This is a genomic window from Moritella sp. 24 (assembly GCF_018219155.1).
Taxonomy (GTDB): Bacteria; Pseudomonadota; Gammaproteobacteria; order Enterobacterales; family Moritellaceae; genus Moritella.
Genome location: NZ_CP056123.1, coordinates 2,773,473 through 2,791,634 on the forward strand (window position 1 = coordinate 2,773,473; position 18,162 = coordinate 2,791,634).

General features: G+C 39.5%; 17 protein-coding genes. 10 read left to right on the forward strand and 7 right to left on the reverse strand.

Going from position 1 to position 18,162, the window contains the following annotated elements; genetic code table 11:
- The first annotated feature begins 25 nt into the window (after positions 1-25).
- The 4 genes from HWV00_RS12325 to HWV00_RS12340 all read left to right on the forward strand — a co-directional run bounded on the left by HWV00_RS12325 (position 26) and on the right by HWV00_RS12340 (position 4,866).
- On the forward strand, positions 26-1,027 hold the full coding sequence (locus HWV00_RS12325) for a hypothetical protein (protein ID WP_255554523.1): 1,002 nt from the start codon (positions 26-28) through the stop codon (positions 1,025-1,027).
- A 187-nt stretch (positions 1,028-1,214) separates the two neighbouring features.
- Complete coding sequence (locus HWV00_RS12330) at positions 1,215-2,210, forward strand: hypothetical protein (protein ID WP_211681637.1); 996 nt, start codon at positions 1,215-1,217, stop codon at positions 2,208-2,210.
- A 229-nt stretch (positions 2,211-2,439) separates the two neighbouring features.
- Positions 2,440-3,753, forward strand: coding sequence for a BamA/TamA family outer membrane protein (locus tag HWV00_RS12335; protein WP_211681639.1), 1,314 nt, complete (start codon positions 2,440-2,442; stop codon positions 3,751-3,753).
- Between the two features lie 93 nt (positions 3,754-3,846).
- Positions 3,847-4,866, forward strand: coding sequence for a hypothetical protein (locus HWV00_RS12340; RefSeq protein WP_211681641.1), 1,020 nt, complete (start codon positions 3,847-3,849; stop codon positions 4,864-4,866).
- Positions 4,867-4,972: 106 nt separating this feature from the next.
- Here HWV00_RS12340 and HWV00_RS12345 read toward each other — a convergent pair whose 3' ends face one another.
- Positions 4,973-5,977, reverse strand: coding sequence for a rhodanese-related sulfurtransferase (locus HWV00_RS12345; RefSeq protein ID WP_211681643.1), 1,005 nt, complete (start codon positions 5,975-5,977; stop codon positions 4,973-4,975).
- A 241-nt stretch (positions 5,978-6,218) separates the two neighbouring features.
- On the opposite strand from HWV00_RS12345, the gene HWV00_RS12350 reads away from it, so the two are divergent.
- From HWV00_RS12350 to HWV00_RS12375, 6 genes are all read left to right on the forward strand, one after another.
- Complete coding sequence (locus HWV00_RS12350; RefSeq protein WP_255554525.1) at positions 6,219-8,117, forward strand: HAD-IIB family hydrolase; 1,899 nt, start codon at positions 6,219-6,221, stop codon at positions 8,115-8,117.
- Between the two features lie 53 nt (positions 8,118-8,170).
- Complete coding sequence (locus HWV00_RS12355) at positions 8,171-9,397, forward strand: glycosyl transferase (RefSeq protein WP_211681646.1); 1,227 nt, start codon at positions 8,171-8,173, stop codon at positions 9,395-9,397.
- Positions 9,398-9,481: 84 nt separating this feature from the next.
- Positions 9,482-11,347, forward strand: a complete 1,866-nt coding sequence (locus HWV00_RS12360) for a sugar phosphorylase (protein ID WP_211686544.1) — start codon at positions 9,482-9,484, stop codon at positions 11,345-11,347.
- A 143-nt stretch (positions 11,348-11,490) separates the two neighbouring features.
- Positions 11,491-12,030 carry a hypothetical protein gene (locus HWV00_RS12365; RefSeq protein WP_211681649.1) on the forward strand — a complete coding sequence of 180 codons (540 nt, stop codon included), beginning with the start codon at positions 11,491-11,493 and terminating at the stop codon, positions 12,028-12,030.
- Positions 12,031-12,424: 394 nt separating this feature from the next.
- The gene (locus HWV00_RS12370; protein ID WP_211681651.1) at positions 12,425-13,174 is read left to right on the forward strand and encodes a glycerophosphoryl diester phosphodiesterase; all 750 of its coding nucleotides are present in this window, start codon (positions 12,425-12,427) and stop codon (positions 13,172-13,174) included.
- Complete coding sequence (locus HWV00_RS12375) at positions 13,174-14,466, forward strand: MFS transporter (protein WP_211681652.1); 1,293 nt, start codon at positions 13,174-13,176, stop codon at positions 14,464-14,466. The genes HWV00_RS12370 and HWV00_RS12375 overlap by 1 nt, the downstream gene beginning before the upstream one ends.
- A gap of 122 nt (positions 14,467-14,588) precedes the next feature.
- On the opposite strand, the gene HWV00_RS12380 is transcribed toward HWV00_RS12375, so the two are convergent.
- From HWV00_RS12380 to HWV00_RS12405, 6 genes are all read right to left on the reverse strand, one after another.
- The gene (locus HWV00_RS12380) at positions 14,589-15,011 is read right to left on the reverse strand and encodes an MAPEG family protein (protein WP_211681655.1); all 423 of its coding nucleotides are present in this window, start codon (positions 15,009-15,011) and stop codon (positions 14,589-14,591) included.
- A 146-nt stretch (positions 15,012-15,157) separates the two neighbouring features.
- Positions 15,158-15,568 carry an autonomous glycyl radical cofactor GrcA gene (gene grcA / locus HWV00_RS12385; protein ID WP_370630455.1) on the reverse strand — a complete coding sequence of 137 codons (411 nt, stop codon included), beginning with the start codon at positions 15,566-15,568 and terminating at the stop codon, positions 15,158-15,160.
- A gap of 122 nt (positions 15,569-15,690) precedes the next feature.
- Positions 15,691-16,377: an SCO family protein gene (locus HWV00_RS12390; protein WP_211681659.1), complete on the reverse strand. Its 687-nt coding sequence runs from the start codon at positions 16,375-16,377 to the stop codon at positions 15,691-15,693.
- Between the two features lie 70 nt (positions 16,378-16,447).
- The gene (locus tag HWV00_RS12395) at positions 16,448-16,765 is read right to left on the reverse strand and encodes a cytochrome C oxidase subunit IV family protein (protein ID WP_211681661.1); all 318 of its coding nucleotides are present in this window, start codon (positions 16,763-16,765) and stop codon (positions 16,448-16,450) included.
- A 9-nt stretch (positions 16,766-16,774) separates the two neighbouring features.
- Positions 16,775-17,449 carry a heme-copper oxidase subunit III family protein gene (locus HWV00_RS12400; protein ID WP_211681663.1) on the reverse strand — a complete coding sequence of 225 codons (675 nt, stop codon included), beginning with the start codon at positions 17,447-17,449 and terminating at the stop codon, positions 16,775-16,777.
- A gap of 9 nt (positions 17,450-17,458) precedes the next feature.
- Complete coding sequence (locus HWV00_RS12405) at positions 17,459-18,160, reverse strand: cytochrome c oxidase subunit 3 (RefSeq protein WP_211681664.1); 702 nt, start codon at positions 18,158-18,160, stop codon at positions 17,459-17,461.
- Positions 18,161-18,162 lie beyond the last annotated feature (2 nt).

Sequence of the window (18,162 nt, forward strand, 5' to 3'; positions counted from 1 at the left end):
ATACTTGCGTACTTTTGGAGACAACTTGGTTAAGCCACTTTACTTATTTTTTCTTGCTGTAACACCATTCGTTGTAGAAGCTGAATCCTTCTATGAATATGAATATGAAGTGCAAGAGATCACGCTCGAATCTGATATTCCTGAAACAATATTGGAAATGCCGAGTAGTGAACAAGCTGCGTCTCCAGCTAAAAAATGGAATCATACCCTTCCGTTTTATGCCGAAGATATTGTAATGAATGGGTATGATTTACCACTTCCATTTGGTATCAGCTTCATCTACGCCAATGTGCAACAAGACATGATGCTCACCGATTTATCTGTTGGATTTCGCGATTCAGAAAAAGTAGATATCGATTTCGTCTCATTTGAAAATACGAAATCGAACACACATACCCCTCAGTTAAAACTAGATGCTTGGCTGTTTCCTTTTATGAATGTGTTTGCCACTATAGGTAAAGTGTCCGGCACTGTCGGAATTAACTTTACCATTGATGGTAATGATGCCTTACAACAGTTAAACATTGACTGCTCACAGATCAAAAATAAACCTGTATGCAATGCGCTTGGTGACAAAGCCCTGACAGTAGAAGACATCGAAGCTAACTTAACAGGGATGTCTTACAGCACTGGCATGATGTTTGTTGGCGGTTGGAACCATTACTTTATCTCTGTTCCCATTACATTTACTTGGACCAATATGGACCGCAGTGAAACCGAAGGCTATATATCCAATATTTTACCCCGCGTCGGTAAACAATTTCTATTTAATAACGGTTCAAGCTTATCTCTATATATCGGCACAAGTTATTTAAAAAGCCAGTTGACTCTGTCTGGCTCTCAGCCGATTCCAGGAACAGGAGAAAGCATTGATTATAAAATAAAACAAGAGAATGCGGATAAATGGATGGGCCTTGTGGGCGGTAATTATAGTTTAAATAAACGTTGGTCGCTGGCCTTTGAATATGGTGGTATTGGTGGTGATAGTCGTCAACAGTTTATTGCTAATCTATCTTATCGTTACTAATTACTTAGGATTATATGGATAAACTACGTAAGGATATGATTAAATAAAATAACTAGTTATATATTAGTAAATATTTCAATATCTTGCATTACTTTTATCGTCCCCCTAGAATGTTTACTCTTTTGGCTGCTCAGGCCAAACTTTTTCTTAGTAAGAAAAATATTAACATTCTGGATTGTTGGAATAAATGAAACTAAAAGTGCTTACGTTATTAATATTCTTTGCAACACTACTCATGTTCGCAAATGTATCACGTGCAGAATACCAACAAGAAGAGTTAATTTTAGAAGCCGACACGGCCATCCCCAAATTTGAAATAATCGATACAGCAAAGCAAAGTACATCACCATCGAAGCAATGGGAAAGCATGCTCCCCTTCTTTGCCCAAGACGTCATTATGAATGGCTATGATTTACCCCTACCGTTTGGGATAAGCCTCATTTATGCCAAGGTGAAACAGGACATGCGCCTGACAGATTTGTCACTTGGATTTAACGGTTCAGAAAAAGTCGACATCGAATTCATATCCTTTGATACGATCACATCAGATACCTCAACCCCGCATTTAAAACTAGATGCTTGGGTTTTACCATTTATGAATGTATTTGCCACGGTAGGTAAACTATCAGGTAGTGTAGATATCAACTTTTCCATTGACGGTAATAAAGCCTTAGATCAACTCGGTACTGATTGCTCTGCAAAAAGAAAACCGCTTGAGTGCTATCTACTGACTGATAAACGTATTGAAGTCGAAGAGCAGTCTAGCTTAGCTGGTACAGCTTATAGTGTCGGAACCGTGTTTGTCGGTGGCTGGAACAGTTATTTCATCGCCGTACCGATAACTTTCTCTTGGAGCAAGATGGATCGAGATACCAGTGGTTATGTCATCAATGTTCTACCTCGGGTTGGAAAAAAGTTTCAGCTCAATAACGGTTCAAGTTTTTCCCTGTATGCGGGTACTAGTTATTTAACCAGCCGATTAACGCTAACGGGCTCACAACCTATAGACGACTCGGGTGAGAATTTTGAATATCAAATAAAACAAGAAAATACAGATAAGTGGATGGGACTCGTCGGGGGTAACTACAGCATAAAAGAGGGCTGGTCATTAGCATTTGAATATGGTGGTATTGGTGGTATTAGTCGCCAACAATTTATTACTAACCTGACTTATCGCTACTAAGATAAATACAATACATTAATATACCTAGTGATACATTATTGAATATTTTCAACAGCTTGCATTAATTCTAGTGCACACCTAAAATACGCCATCTTTGTAATATCGACGACTTAATTGATGCTTATCATAGATACAACTGAGCATAAGATGTCGGTCGCTTTCTACTTATTTTTCACAGTTGTAAATTTACAATCACGCCGATTTATACCGCCAATACTCTGGAGTTAACTTGTTTAAACGAATTTACTTATCTGTGCTTATTCTCGCTCCGTTAGCGGCTACTGCAGATCCACTCATTCAATATCAACATTTACCAACAGATGTGGTAGATATGCCTTTCTTCGACACAGAAGAAAAAGCGAAGCAACGTACTGATGAATATAACAGTGCGATTGATGCGATTGATGATGCGATTGACAGCTGTAAAGAAGAAGCGGCATGTGAAAAGTTAAACCAACGTCAAAGCGATCTCGAGTATGCGATTGACGATCACCAAGAGAAGAATGGTTCTTCGATTACATCTTGGTTAGGCGGCCCAGCGTATACACCTGAAGTCGGCTTTATGCTTGCTGCTGGTGGTTTATTCTCATTTAGCACCAACCGAGAAGAACAAGATTTACAACGCTCAAGTGTCTCTTTATTTGCAGTTGGTACACAAGGCGATGCAGGCTTTGGTTACGGTATTCGCTCAAAGCAAAACCTATTCTTTAATAACAATGATACTCGATTCAGTGGTGCACTTACCTTTAGTGATGATGCCGAAAACTACTGGGGTATTGGTTATGACAAAGGTAAAGCACAAGATTCATCTGACGATACCTTAATGCGCAATACATCACTGACCTATGATGCCAACCTCTCATTCAAAAATGACTATGGTTTCTATTTTGGTCCTGCTTTACGTTTAAAATATTATCAAGCTGACGAAGATGAAATTCCCGAAACAGCCACACTAGATGATAATTTTAATGAATTTAAAGACAAGCCTTTATCTATCGGGTTAGGTGTAACACTAAACTATGATACGCGCGATGTGACCGTTAATGCGTGGGAAGGTCAGTATCTAAACTTTGAATATATCAATTATGGTTCTGTCATCGGTAGTGATAACGACTACCAAAAAGTACTACTTGATTACCGCTATTACCACAGCTTCAACCCAGGCCGTGTTGTTGCCGTATACAATGCGCTTCAGTGGAGTAAAGGTGACGTACCCTTCTACGATATGCCAACGTTAGGCGGTAGCTTTTCACTACGCGGATTGTACGCAGGTCGATTTAGAGATAACAATGCAATTGAACACACTGTGGAATATCGCCATACCTTCTTACGTAGCAACGGTAATTTATCTGCGCACGGTATGACGGTATGGGGCGGCATAGGATCGGTTGCTGGTGATGATTCAAGTTTGTATGAAAATATGCTCTACAGCTACGGTGTCGGTTATCGTTACGAATTACAACCACGCATGAATGTGCGCATAGATTTTGGCTTTAGTGCTGATGATAGCGGGTTCTTCCTGACATTCACTGAAGCTTTTTAAAGTACGACTGACAACGATTATAAATACAACTTAAAACAATACTTTTACTAGTTATTTTTTTTACAAATTACTATTTTGGACTTTTGCAATAAAATGAAATTAACAACACTTGCTTTATTAACCGCATTAACCGCGCCGCTTGCATTTGCAAACGACACGAGCATCACCACTTTAACGCCAGAAACATCGGCTGCAATAGAGGTCGACTCAAATAATGCTCCGTCATTTCCAGAGTCATTCAAGCCTCAAGGTGAAGCGTTATTAGGCTTACAGTCGCTTGAGTCTCAAGAACAAGCTATTCAAGAAGAACACTGGAGCGGTTTACCTTTCTTAGGAAAGAAAGCCCGTGAAATGGGTTATCAGCTGCCTATCCCGCTGGGTTTTAATGTTTTTTATAACAAGCAAGAAGTTGGTTATGTTGCACAAGATGACTTTAAATTAGGACTTAAAGGTTCTGGTAAAGGACTTATTGGTCGCATTGACGAAAATATTGTCATACCTGCTGAAGATGTTGATATTACGGGTGAAGATGAAAGTATTCAGCTTAAAGTCGATGCTTGGATCTTACCTTTCTGGAACGTTTATGGCTTAGTTGGCTATACCAAGGGGCATAAAGATATTAATATTAATCTTCAATCTCTTGGTATTCCTCTACCACTAACATTACCAATTGAATATGAAGCATATAATGTTGGTATTGGACAAGTGTTAGCAGGGCAAGTTGAGGTGATACCTGGTATGCACCCGTTTATATTTACTGGTGTAATGGCCTTTACCAATTCATGGACAACAACAACTGACAGTACCATTCAAACCTATATCGGCTCATTCCGTACAGGTCAACGCTACGCAGTTCCCGGTGGCCAATTGGCGGTAATGCTTGGTTATAACTACCAATTAATTAATCAAGATATCACAGGTAGCTACACATTCGATCTGGATAAAAATACATTAGACGTTGATTATGAGGTTAACCTTAAAAGTGCTGAAACAGGTAACATGTCTGTCAGTATGGTTTATGATTTCGGTCCAAAACAAGAGTGGAACATGTTCTTAGAATATGGGTTCTTAAACTGGAACCAAGTGATCTTCTCTATTGGTCGTCGTTTCTAATAAAACGACTAAATAAGCAAACAATAGATAATAAAAAGCCGCGGTTACTGAATCAGTAAATCGCGGCTTTTTAGTTCTTAGCTAAACACTCAAATAAGTCTAAACCTTATTTTGAGTTTTGCTCAGCTTTCTTCTTTGCTTTTTCTACGCGACGTTCATCAATGATATGTTTAATTTCACCACCAATGTGTGACTCACCACGTTTCTCAGCTAATTCCATTTGACGTTCACGTTCTGCAAAACGGCTACGTTGTGTATCAGATACTTGATCGTGGCAACGGTGACAACTCAGGCCTTTCACGTAATGTTCACTTTGCATTTCGTCTTGCGTTAACGGGTAACGACAAGCAAAACATTGATCACATTCGCCTTGCTCTAAATCGTGATTCACCGAAACACGCGCATCGAATACAAAACACTCACCTTCCCACATGGTTTCTTCTTTAGGCACTTCTTCAAGATACTTAAGAATACCGCCTTCCAAGTGATAAACTTCGTCAAAACCTTGCTCTTTTAAATAAGCAGTCGATTTTTCACAACGAATACCACCCGTACAATACATCGCTACTTTCTTGTGTTTTTCTTTATCTAAGTTGTTTTTCACATACTCAGGGAATTCACGGAAAGTGGCTGTATTCGGGTTTACAGCATTTTGGAATGTACCGATCTCAATTTCATAATCGTTACGAGTATCGATTAGAATCACTTCTGGATCAGAGATAAGTGCATTCCAATCTTTCGGTTGCACGTAAGTACCAACAACTTGGTTAGGGTCGATACCTTCAACACCCATAGTTACGATTTCTTTTTTCAACTTCACCTTAGTACGTAAGAACGGGTTCTCATCGTTATAAGATTGTTTGAAAGAGATTTCACCCAAACTTGGGTCTTGAGATAAAAAGCTTAATACAGCATCAATACCTGCTTGTGGCCCAGCAATTGTACCGTTGATACCCTCAGCCGCTAATAACAGCGTACCGCGAACATCTTGGCTTTCCATTTTTGCTAATAAAGGCGCGCGTAACGCTTCGAAGTTTTCTAAACGTACGAATTTGTATAATGCACAAACTGTGATTTGAGCGGTATTATTGGTAGTAATTGGTGCTGACATTTGGTTATTCCCCATTGAGCTAACTGGAACGTAAATCCAGAGCTGTAGATTAAGGCGGCGATGGTAACAGAAATACGATATAGCGGCCACTAAAATTGATCTAGATCAACAATCAGCATGGCGACGCCCCTAACCCAACGTCAAAAACTATACTTTGTAGGTACAAAGTTCGTGAATTTAAAATATCTGGCACAGTTATTGATTGACTCATTGTAAGACTCGCTCATTCAGGATGACGATTATGATGACAAACCCGCAATTAACCCGATTTATTGAGCGTAATAGACTCGATACGACTTATTTAACCGATGCTGCAAAATGGTACACAGGCCTCATATCTGCAATCAGAGCGCACCAGTATAGTGCAGTAGAGAGTACTATGGAGAGTTCTAGTGAGAGTTCTAGTGAGAGTACTATTGAGAGTAATCTGGGCAGTAGTTCAGTAATATCTGGACGAGGTAATAATAAACAAACACCTGTTTTACTTGGTATTAATGGTTGCCAAGGTTCAGGTAAGTCAACACTCGCTGATTATCTCGCTACCTACTTAACCAGTGAATATAAAATGAATGTCGCAGTGCTTTCTCTGGATGATTTTTACTATAGCCACCAGCAACGTAAAAACCTATCTGAACATGAACATCATTTACTACAAACTCGTGGCGTACCTGGCACACATAATTTATCTCTCGCACACGACACACTAGATAAACTGCAATCCGCAGATCATAAATCAGCACCTGTTGCACTGCCTCGCTTTAATAAAACAACCGACAACCCTTACCCCGAGTCGGAATGGCCCATGGTTCACGGACCTGTCGATGTCATCATCTTGGAGGGATGGTGCTTAGGCGTACAAGCTCAAACAGATGAAGCACTATTAGACCCCGTCAACAGACTTGAAGCGACAAAAGACAAATACGGTATTTGGCGCCGCTATGTGAACCATCAGATCAAACATCACTACGCTGCACTTTATGAACGACTCGATATGTTAGTCATGCTTAAAGCACCAAGTTTCGATATTGTTTATCAATGGCGATTAGCGCAGGAGACAAAATTAAAACAACAAACACTCACGCTTAGTTCCCCACTGAACCGTGTCATGAACGAATCAGAAATAAAACTGTTCACCGCTTACTTTCAACGGGTCACCGAACATGGGTTAACAACACTGCCCGCTTTATGTAACTGGGTGTTTGAATTAGATGCTAACCGTAATATGGTTCATTCATATACGCCCCAATCAATACAGCTTGATCAATACCCAGCCATTTTTACCGATCTTGATGGTACCTTGCTCGATCATGATAACTACAGTTTTACCCCTGCTTTAAATACATTGGCCGAATTAAAGCAGGCTGCAATACCCGTGATCCCCAATACCAGTAAAACCTATGCCGAATTACTCGTTCTAAGAAAAAAACTTGATTTAAAAGGGCCATTTATTGTTGAAAATGGGGCTGCTATTTATATACCAGTTAACTATTTTAGCCATCAACCTATCGGCACAATACAACAAGATGGTTACTGGGTTAAATCCCTTGTTCATTCACGCGAACATTGGTTATCGCTACTACAAACGGTTCCGACACAACAGACAGCGTTATTCACAAGTATGCATACAATGACACTTAACGACATTGTTGATGCGACAGGATTAGATAAGGAAAGTGCTGCCCTTGCAAGTCAACGACAATATGGCGAGCCTGTACTCTGGAAAGGTAATGCAGCACAAAAACAAATATTCATTCAACACTTAAAAAAACAAGGGGCGACGATCTTAGAGGGTGGACGTTTCTTGCATGTTTGCGGCGATTGTAACAAAGGTAAAGCAATGGGCTGGTTAATGAATCAGTTTAAATTATTTCATCCACAGCAAACACCCTACTCTATTGCTCTCGGTGACGGTAACAATGATATTGCCATGTTAGAAGCTGCGCAATATGCCGCCATCATTTTATCACCAGCACATATCCCTCCAAAATTAAAACGTAAACAAGGCCTCATCACCAGCAAGTACACAGGGCCAACAGGATGGGCAGAAGTGTTAGCGAAGTTATTACCCAAACTACGGCCTAATCTGTCATCCAAATTATTACCGACAGTATCACCAGAGCTTGAGCTAACAACGGTTTAATTTTTGAAGCATTAAATTCACCACTTAGATGCAAATATTAAGGAAGATTTATCATGGCTGATTTCTATCAAAATGGTGTTATTACAACACTGCATAACCTAAATCAACGTCCATTAGAAGCAATGGAAGCAGAACTCACTGAGTTTTCAAAATCTCGCCCAATGTCGTTAATTCTACCTTCATTATTTTCGGAATTAGAAGGCGAAGCATTGCCTAATATTATTAATCATTTACAAGATGTACCGTATTTAAACGAGATCGTCATTGGTTTAGATCGCGCGAATGAAGCACAATACAAACATGCGTTAAAATTCTTCGGCGCATTGCCACAACATCACCGTATTTTATGGAATGATGGCCCTCGCCTGCAAGCACTTGATGCCGAACTAGCCGAGCTTGGCTTAGCACCCAAAGAATTAGGCAAAGGCCGTAACGTCTGGTATTGCATGGGTTACACACTTGCATCTGGAAAGTCAGAATCGGTGGCGTTACATGATTGCGATATTCTAACCTACGACAGATCACTGCTCGCACGTTTGATTTATCCCGTTGCTAATCCGCAATTTAACTATGAATTTTGTAAAGGTTTTTATGCCCGCGTTGCTGACGGTAAGATTAACGGCAGGGTTTCTCGATTATTAATCACGCCTTTATTACGTTCGCTAAAACGCGTTGTCGGCCATAACGATTACCTTGAATACATGGACAGCTTCCGTTATCCGCTCGCCGGTGAGTTCTCATTCCGTAAAGACGTACTTAACGATATTCGCATCCCAAGTGACTGGGGTTTAGAGATTGGCGTATTATCAGAAATGCACCGTAATTATTCTCACAATCGATTATGCCAAGCCGATATTGCTGATGTTTACGATCACAAACATCAAGACCTGTCGTTAGATAACGAAGATGGTGGCTTATCAAAAATGTCGATTGATATTACCAAGGCATTTTTCCGTAAACTGGCGACCCAAGGTCATACCTTTACCAACGAAAATTTCCGCACAATCAAAGCGACTTATTACCGTATTGCCCTCGATTTTGTTGAAACCTATTATAACGATGCCGTAATGAATGGCCTGACACTCGATATTCATTCAGAAGAAGAAGCCGTCGAAATGTTCGCTCAAAACATCATGACAGCCGGACAAAACTTCCTCGAAAATCCAATGGAAAAACCCTTTATGCCAAGTTGGAACCGCGTTATTTCAGCCATGCCAGACGTATTAGAACGCCTTAAAGAAGCGGTAGAGTTAGATAGAGCTGACTTCATAGCTCAATAATGAACCGTTATACCTTGTATCGGCGGCCTATATTGCCGTCGCAAACATAGCTAACTGATGGCATGGATGGTGATAAAAATGATGATGTTAAATCCAAACGATGATTTACAAGTACAACAAAAATCGCACCGACAACTAAAACAACGATTAGAACAGCAGCTAAACACGATCTACGCCGAAATTAATTTATCCGTGACAGTAGAAGATTTAGCAACAGAGCTGATTGATACAATGCGACTCACTGAACAATGCCATACACCGACACCACAAGTTAACCATTGGTCAGAAAAAGATACGGTATTGATAACCTATGGCGACAGTATCCTCAATCAAGATGAAAAACCGCTACAGACATTGCATCACTTTCTACAAAATTACTGCGCAGATACAATTAATAGCGTACATATTTTGCCATTTTTCCCCTATAGCAGCGATGATGGGTTTTCCGTCATTGATTACGCCAGCGTCAATGAATCACTAGGTGACTGGGATGATATTAAAAAAATTGCACAAAGCCACCACCTGATGTCTGACTTAGTCATCAATCACTGCTCTAGTCGCAGTAAATGGTTTGATAATTTCATCCGTGGAAAAGGCACTGGGCATGATTATTTTTATACTGCCGCAACCTACTCAATGTCGAACACAGCTGTCTCAGTTGATAGTGATAAAGATAAAGATAAAGATCAAATCAATATAGAAGCCGTCGTCAGACCACGAACGTCCCCCTTATTCAGACGCACGACGACATCATCAGGAGATCAGCAAGTATGGTGTACCTTTAGCCATGACCAAGTCGATTTGGATTTCACCAATCCTAAAGTGCTGCTCAGCTTCGTGTCTATTATCCGCCAGTACTTAGATAATGGCGTAAAAATATTTCGCCTCGATGCCATCGCCTTCCTGTGGAAAAAGGCGAGTACCCCTTGCATTAACTTACCCGAAACACATGAAATGGTGCGTTTACTCCGTACCTTAATCGAACATGCACGTGCCGACGCCGTTATCATTACCGAGACAAATATTCCTAACAAAGAAAACCTGACTTATTTTGGCAATGGTAACGAAGCGCACTGTATTTACAATTTCGCCCTGCCACCCTTATTAGTCAATACGTTAATCACAGGTAATTGCCACTACTTAAAACAGTGGATGATGAGTATGCCTCCAGCACAAAATGGCACAGCTTATTTTAACTTTATCGCCTCACACGATGGTATCGGCTTACGACCAACAGAAGGTTTATTGTCAGAGAAAGAAATAAATAAGTTAGTCACCACAATGCAAGCATTCGGAGGCCAAATATCTTGGCGTACAGTAACGGCCAATAATAGTGCGCCCAAAAATGCACAAGCAGAGCAAGAACGTAAGCCTTATGAACTAAATATCACCCTGTATGATGCACTGCAAGGAACAACCGCTGGTAAAGATGAATGGGGACATGCGCGTTTCATCTGTGCACACACGATAATGTTCGCTCTCGAAGGTATTCCGGGGATCTACATTCATAGTTTACTCGGCACCAGTAATGATTATAAAAAGCGAGAGCACACCAGCCATAACCGCTCCATCAATCGACATCGCTGGTCACTTAGTTCACTCACCGACAAACTTGATAACCCCGATAGTCAACATGCACGCTCATTACATGACATCAATCACCTGATCACATTACGAACTGCGCAGCCGGCATTTCATCCGAATGCGACTCAGTTTACTTTACAGCTAGGTGAAAAAATATTTGGATTTTGGCGACAAAGTATAGACCGTAGCCAAAGTATATTTTGCATCAGTAATATCTCTGATACACCACTAACATTGCCACTCGCGAGTGTAAATTTGATCAGCAGCGACTTTTGGTATGATTTAATTACTGGCGATACAATCGAGGATATTTGCCAAATATTAATACTCAAACCCTATCAAACCTTGTGGTTGAGCAACCGTTAAAATCAGCCTTGTAGTACCGTAATAAAAAGTAATATTGAACTATAACCAAACTATAACCGAACTGTAACCGAACTATAATTGAGCGATAATTGAACTATACTCTGGTTTGATATTCCTATATTTTCCAGCAGGAGGATAGTGTAATGAGAGTTACATCCTATATCTTAAGTTCAATATTACTTTGTACAGCCTATACCGCCAACGTGAGTGCCGACGACAAATCAGAGCGTTTAATCAAAGATGCACTGAGTGCTGCCCCTATCGCACTTCGCGATAAAGTGACCGTTGTTGGCTGGGATAAGACCGTCCTTAAAAAAGGAACCAGCAATTATACTTGCTTTCCCACGCCCCCACATCTAACAGGTAAGGCACCAATGTGTATGGATGGTCCTTGGATGGCATGGGCTGATGCTTGGATGAACAAAAAACCATTCCAAGCTAAAGCAATGGGGATCTCGTACATGCTAGCGGGTGATGAAGGCGCAAGTAATATAGACCCATATGCCAAAGGAAAAACAAGTGATAATCAGTGGGTCAAAGAAGGTCCGCATTTAATGATTATAACCCCTGATAAGGCCTTACTCGATTCACTCCCCACTGACCCACATAATGGTGGACCCTATGTGATGTGGAAAGGCACACCGTATGTTCATATTATGATCCCTGTTAACACGCAAAAATAGCGAGAACTTAATACAAGGGTTATCTCTAGATAGCCCTACACTGTCAAAATTTACTTAAGCCCCCCTGAATTAACAGCCGTTAAAATAGTCTAAATCACCACATCGAAAGCGTAATAATAACAAAACAGTTAATATCACAACTTTTAACGCTAGATTAACGCACATCACAAATAGATACATTTACACCTTCAAATGTAACTTCCGATTGAAACCAAGTGATTTTTAAAGTATTTAAACTAGTTAAAAAACGTTTCGATTGGTGACGCAACGAACAAAATGTAACTTTTTTTAAACATTTTAACTTTCGAATGGTGATAATTCTATCTACATCACGTTTCGTTTGTATAATCTCCCTTATTATCTCGCCATCACTTTAGTCGTAGGAAGGTTAACAATGAAAAGATTGATTGCTCATCGCGGAATGTCATCACTGGCACCGGAAAATACATTAGCCGCATTCTCTTTATGCAAAGCGCATAATATTCAGTGGTTCGAATGTGACGTCGATATTTTAAAGGACGGTACAATTATTGTTTCACATGACGATACATTAGATCGTTGTACCGATAAGAGTGGTCAACTGTGTAAAATTAGTCACGCAGATATCGAAAATATCGATGCTGGTAGCTGGTTTGCTGATGAATTCATTGGTGAAAAATTACCTACACTAAAAGAACTAATCTCGCTCGCAAATGAACTTGAATTAAACATGAACATTGAAATCAAATCATGTGCAGCAAGTGCAGAGTTAAGTTACACCCTCATTGATAATTTAATTCTTGGCTTAAAAGATCTAAACCCTGAGCGCGAATTAATCGTATCAAGTTTTAACCACCTTGCATTAACAGAATTCAAACGCCGTAGTCCAGAAACTCAAGTTGCTTGCTTGTTTGAAAGCCATACCTTGTGGGATGACTGGAACTCTATTTTAGATTGGTGTAATGCTGATTACATCCATCCAGAAGACAAAGGCTTAACACAAGAAATGGTACACAAATTTAAAGCCGCTGGTTTTAAAGTTAACGTGTGGACAGTCAATGATCTTGCGCGTGCTAATCAATTATTCAACTGGGGTGTTGACGGTATATGTACTGATAACGCTCATAAATTCCCATCAAAATATAAAGTAGGAAGTAATAAGTAATGAGTTTATTAGAAAAAATTGGCTTTGACTCTAAAAGTCGCTTTTACGGTTTCTTATCTGTCGTATTATCAGGACAAATAATTTACTCAGCATTCGAAGCATTTAAAGGTACTTTCTACAATCTATTGTTAGAAGTATTGAACATCGACAATACACAGATGGGTGTATTATTTACCTTAATCGGTTCTGCGATGTTCTTTTACATTCCTGCAGGTTGGGTAAATAACCGTTTTTCAGTACGCTCAATCTTAATGACCAGTATGTTCATTCGATTCTTGAGTATGATGGCGATTATCATCTTCCAACCTGAATTTACTTACTTGGTTATCATTGCCGGACTATGGGGCCTGATTGACGCAATCTTCTGGCCTGCAGTTGTGAATGGCGTTAACTTAATGTCAGGTGATAACAACAAAGGTATGGCTTTTGGTTTACTAGAGTCTATCCGTCGTGCAACAGAAATGAGCATGAACGCAATTATCGTTGGTATCATGGCGTTAGTAAGTGGTTCAATCTTGATTTTCCAAGGTGCTATCGTATTCTACACGCTACTTATCCTGCCAATGATCTTCTGTGTATGGAAATTTGTTCCAGACAATCAATTAGAAGTTAAAGCTGGCGAAAGTAAAAACAAAGCAGCATTACAAGGTTTATTCTACGTATTGAAAATGCCTACTGTATGGTTAGCTGCACTTACATCGTTAACGGTTTACTGGACTTACATTACACTTATCTACACGGTACCGTACCTACAAGCTGTATTTGGTTTAACAACTGCAGAAGCGGCTATTTTCGGTATTATTAATACGGGTGCAATGGGTGTTGTTGCTGGTTTAGTTGCTGGTTCAATTGCAGATTTTGTATTCAAGTCATCGATTAAAATGATGTTATGCGCACTGGGCTTAACTGTTCTATGTTTAGGTATTACTATCGTATTGCCTAAATCAGCTGAAATGTTAGTAATGAACATGATTCTACTCATGTGCTTCTCGTTCAGTATCTTCCTAGCAAAAGGCATTATCTTAGCGCCGATTGCAGAAGCTGGTGTACCAAAAGAATTCAGTGGCGCGGCGATGAGTGTTGGTTCATTTGCAGCTTATGCTTCTGTTTTCTGGGCTTACGCACTAAACGGTTGGATCATTGATACTTACCCTGCAATTGAAGCATACCAAATGATCTTTGGTATTGGTCTAAGCGTATCAGCATTTGGTATGTTCACTGCAATTTGCCTATTGATATTAAAACGTAAAAAAGGCGACGACATTTCAACAGATGACGCTACACTAGCGTAATCAAGTCGGCTACATTTACGTAGACTAACCTGCGATCAACGCATGATCGAATAATAAAATAGCCGCATTTAATGCGGCTATTTTGTTTTCAATACATGCTGTAATTTCAAATACAGACTTCACTAAGCAGCGATATATATATGCACAATAGTTTGGAGAAGCAGTAATAACATTGCAAATAAAGACAATGCAAACGCACGTAAACGATGTGGCACATAGTTAGTACCAACATGTACATACGCATGAATATACCTAAAGCCAACATACGCGACCGACAATGTAATGGCGAAAGTATTAACCGCTCCCACTAATACCGTGATAATACATAGCGCATAAAAAATCAAAGGTGATTCAAACTGATTGTCTAAATTATTCGATACTTGAACCACATCTTCTGGCCAGGCTTTATTATTCAGCGCCGTTTTCTTAAAATCGACTGTTTTTGCTTTTATTGCTTTCTTTTTTCGCGTTATCAACAAAATATACAGCGATATAACTAAAAGCATATGCGCAAGTAATGGGTATAAAATACTTATTCCATCCATCTCTACTTTCCTTCATTTCTATAAAATAATTAATCTATCAATTAGATATAAAGCAAATAAGACTAAATAGGAAATTATAAATACAAAAAAGCCCCAGAAAATTCTGAGGCTTTAGCGAAGCAGTTACACTACATCACGAAATAACATTACATTGTTTTTGAGAATGTACGGCTAATAACGTCTTGCTGCTGCTCTGGTGTTAATGAGTTAAAGCGTACTGCATAACCAGAAACGCGGATAGTTAATTGTGGGTATGCACTTGGATTTTTAATCGCATCTTCTAATGTTTCACGTGTTAATACGTTCACATTTAAATGCTGGCCGCCTTCAACTTTAGCAGGCTCTTCAATTGCAATGTCGCGAGACTCAAAGTTACCAAGTTCAGCTAAGTTAACCACAGCGTCTTGTGCAATAAAATCATCTACAGTACCAATACATCTTGCTTGCTCTGCGCTTTCATCAATCAACCAGATTGAGTTATTAAAACGCTGATCATCAGCTTGCGTGATTTGAATACCCTTTAATTTACTCATTGTTTTACCTTTTTTGTTATACATCTTCGGTAACAATACAGTAAGAAACCTTATTTATACAAGGGTTATAGAATAAAAACTTAATACTTTATGGGTATTTTATATTTTTGTAGAATACATGTTATTACGAGGTTAATTCTGATTAGTTAATTGGCTTTTGCATCATCATAATATTGCTTTATTTGCTTAAAATCCTCGAACAAAAGTGTCGAGGATAATTTAGCCCCTCCAAAGGGGTCCGTTTCAGGTTCTAGAATTGCTTGCAACTGTCCATCTGGATTAATCACCATAAATGCTAAACTATGACTCACACTGTAAGTTTCATTCGGTGCTGTATATTCATAGATTGCAATAATATTGAGGCTATTCACAAACCCGCTATAGGAACCCTCTTCGACTTGGCCAAGACCTATTATTTTAGGTGCGAAAAACGCCAGATACTTCGCTAATACTTGTGGCGTATCACGTAGTGGATCAACGGTATAAAAGATAATACCAACATCATCTTCAAGTGAATCTTGTTCTAAATAATGCTGAAATTGGGATAGTGCTAATAAGGTCATCGGACAAATATCAGCACAATGCGTATACCCTGCAGCGACAACATGCCACTTTCCTAACAAGTCATCTTGTGTAAAACGATTACCATGTTGGTCTTGCAGTGCAAAAGAGGCAATCGGCATGGCTTCACTCAAGGCGATACCATTGATTTTCGCCACTGGTTGAGATTGATATAAACTAAACAGGAACCTTAGTACCATCAAAAAAATGAATATAGCACTAGCACCTACAGCTATATATACAGATTTATTGACGATTTTCTTTAAGGTCACTTCGGAAACTCCATTAGTAATGGATAGAGTTATAAACGAATCTTTAAAAAGCTGATTTACAAGTAGCTGTTTATAAATACCGATTTATAAACACATAGCTGGCTTCTATATTCATTAAAGTAATGAAAATCAATATCGCAATGGGTGGAATAAATAGCAGTAATTTAACCGCAAATCGTTCCCAATTTAGATGCATAAATACAGCTAAAATAAGTCCCGCTTTCATGACCATAAAAAACAGGATAAGTGCCCAGCGTAAATAACCTTGAACCTGCATATAGTCCACCATATAAGAACAGGCGCTCAAGATAAACAACAATAACCATGCTTTAAGATAAAGGCTAATAGGATGAACTTGGCCAACCTTATGTGTTTGTGTGGACTTCATGGTCACACCTCACCAAAGATAGAAAAAAGCAAAAATGAATACCCAAACCAAATCAACAAAATGCCAATACAGTCCAGCTATTTCGACCATGTGATAACCTTTTTTGTCATAATCTCCCGCATGTACACGCTTGGCAACGACTAACAGATAGATAACGCCAGCACTCACATGCAAACCGTGAAACCCGGTGATCATAAAAAAAGTAGCACCAAATTGTGCGGCGCCTAAAGGATTACTCCATGGCCTAACCCCTTCTTCAAAGATCAACTTACTCCACTCAAAGGCTTGCATACCCACAAAAGCGATACCAAATAGCGCAGTGATAAATATCAAGTAACCAGCTTTGCGCTTATCGCCTTGATAGGCAAAGTTAACTGCCAACGCCATCGTGCCACTACTGGTAATAAGAATAAATGTCATAATCGCGATCAATACCAAGGGCACATGCTCTCCTGCTATCGTTAACGCAAATACATCACTCGAATTCGGCCATGCATCCACCGTACTCATTCTCACGCTCATATAAGCAGTTAAAAAAATACCAAAGATGAAGGTATCACTGAGTAAAAATACCCACATCATAAACTTAGGCCAAGGCATATCAAATACAGTGCGGTCATTTGACCAATCAGATACTGCACTTTGCCAGCCTTTCTTCTCATTACTATTGTGGTTATTATTCATGATTTTCTCCTAAAAACCGCAAAGCAATGCAATCGTTTTGTAGGTGCCAGAGCTTGCCGTTAACAACGCAAACAGCAACATCCACACAATAAACAAGTAATGCCAATACCAAACACATAAGCGTAAGCTGGCCCTAAATCGTTCATTATCAGCCTGCTTAACAAAGATGAACACAACCCGTATTAATGCAATAAAGCCACCAGCCAAATGTAACCCATGAATACCGGTAAACAGATAAAAGTAACTGTTAGCAGGATTACCATTCACCGCATAGCCTGACGCAGTGAGCTGTTTCCACACTAATAGTTGTCCAATTAAAAACAAACAACTGAACAAGCCTGTCAAGCATAATGCCAGCACCATACGTGTATGCGCTACACGCTCGTTAAACGGTTGAGATATAACTGAAAAACGAATAGATACAGATGCTAATAATAAGAAAGCGCTATTAACCCAAAGCGTAACAGGGTTACTAAAGGGCAACCAAGGCGGGCCAGATAATGCAGTAAAGTCAGGGTATTGTGAGCGTGATAAGAAGGTTATTGTGATCAAGAAAAAGAGCACTGTCACCACCATCAAAAAGAATACCAGTGCTGTTTTAGTTGATTGGGTCTGTGTCAGCTTTAAGCATTGTGTTTGATTGGATGAGTCGGCAATATCAGCATGATCTGACAACCAAGGTTTATTGAATAATTGGCGAATAATATTCATTA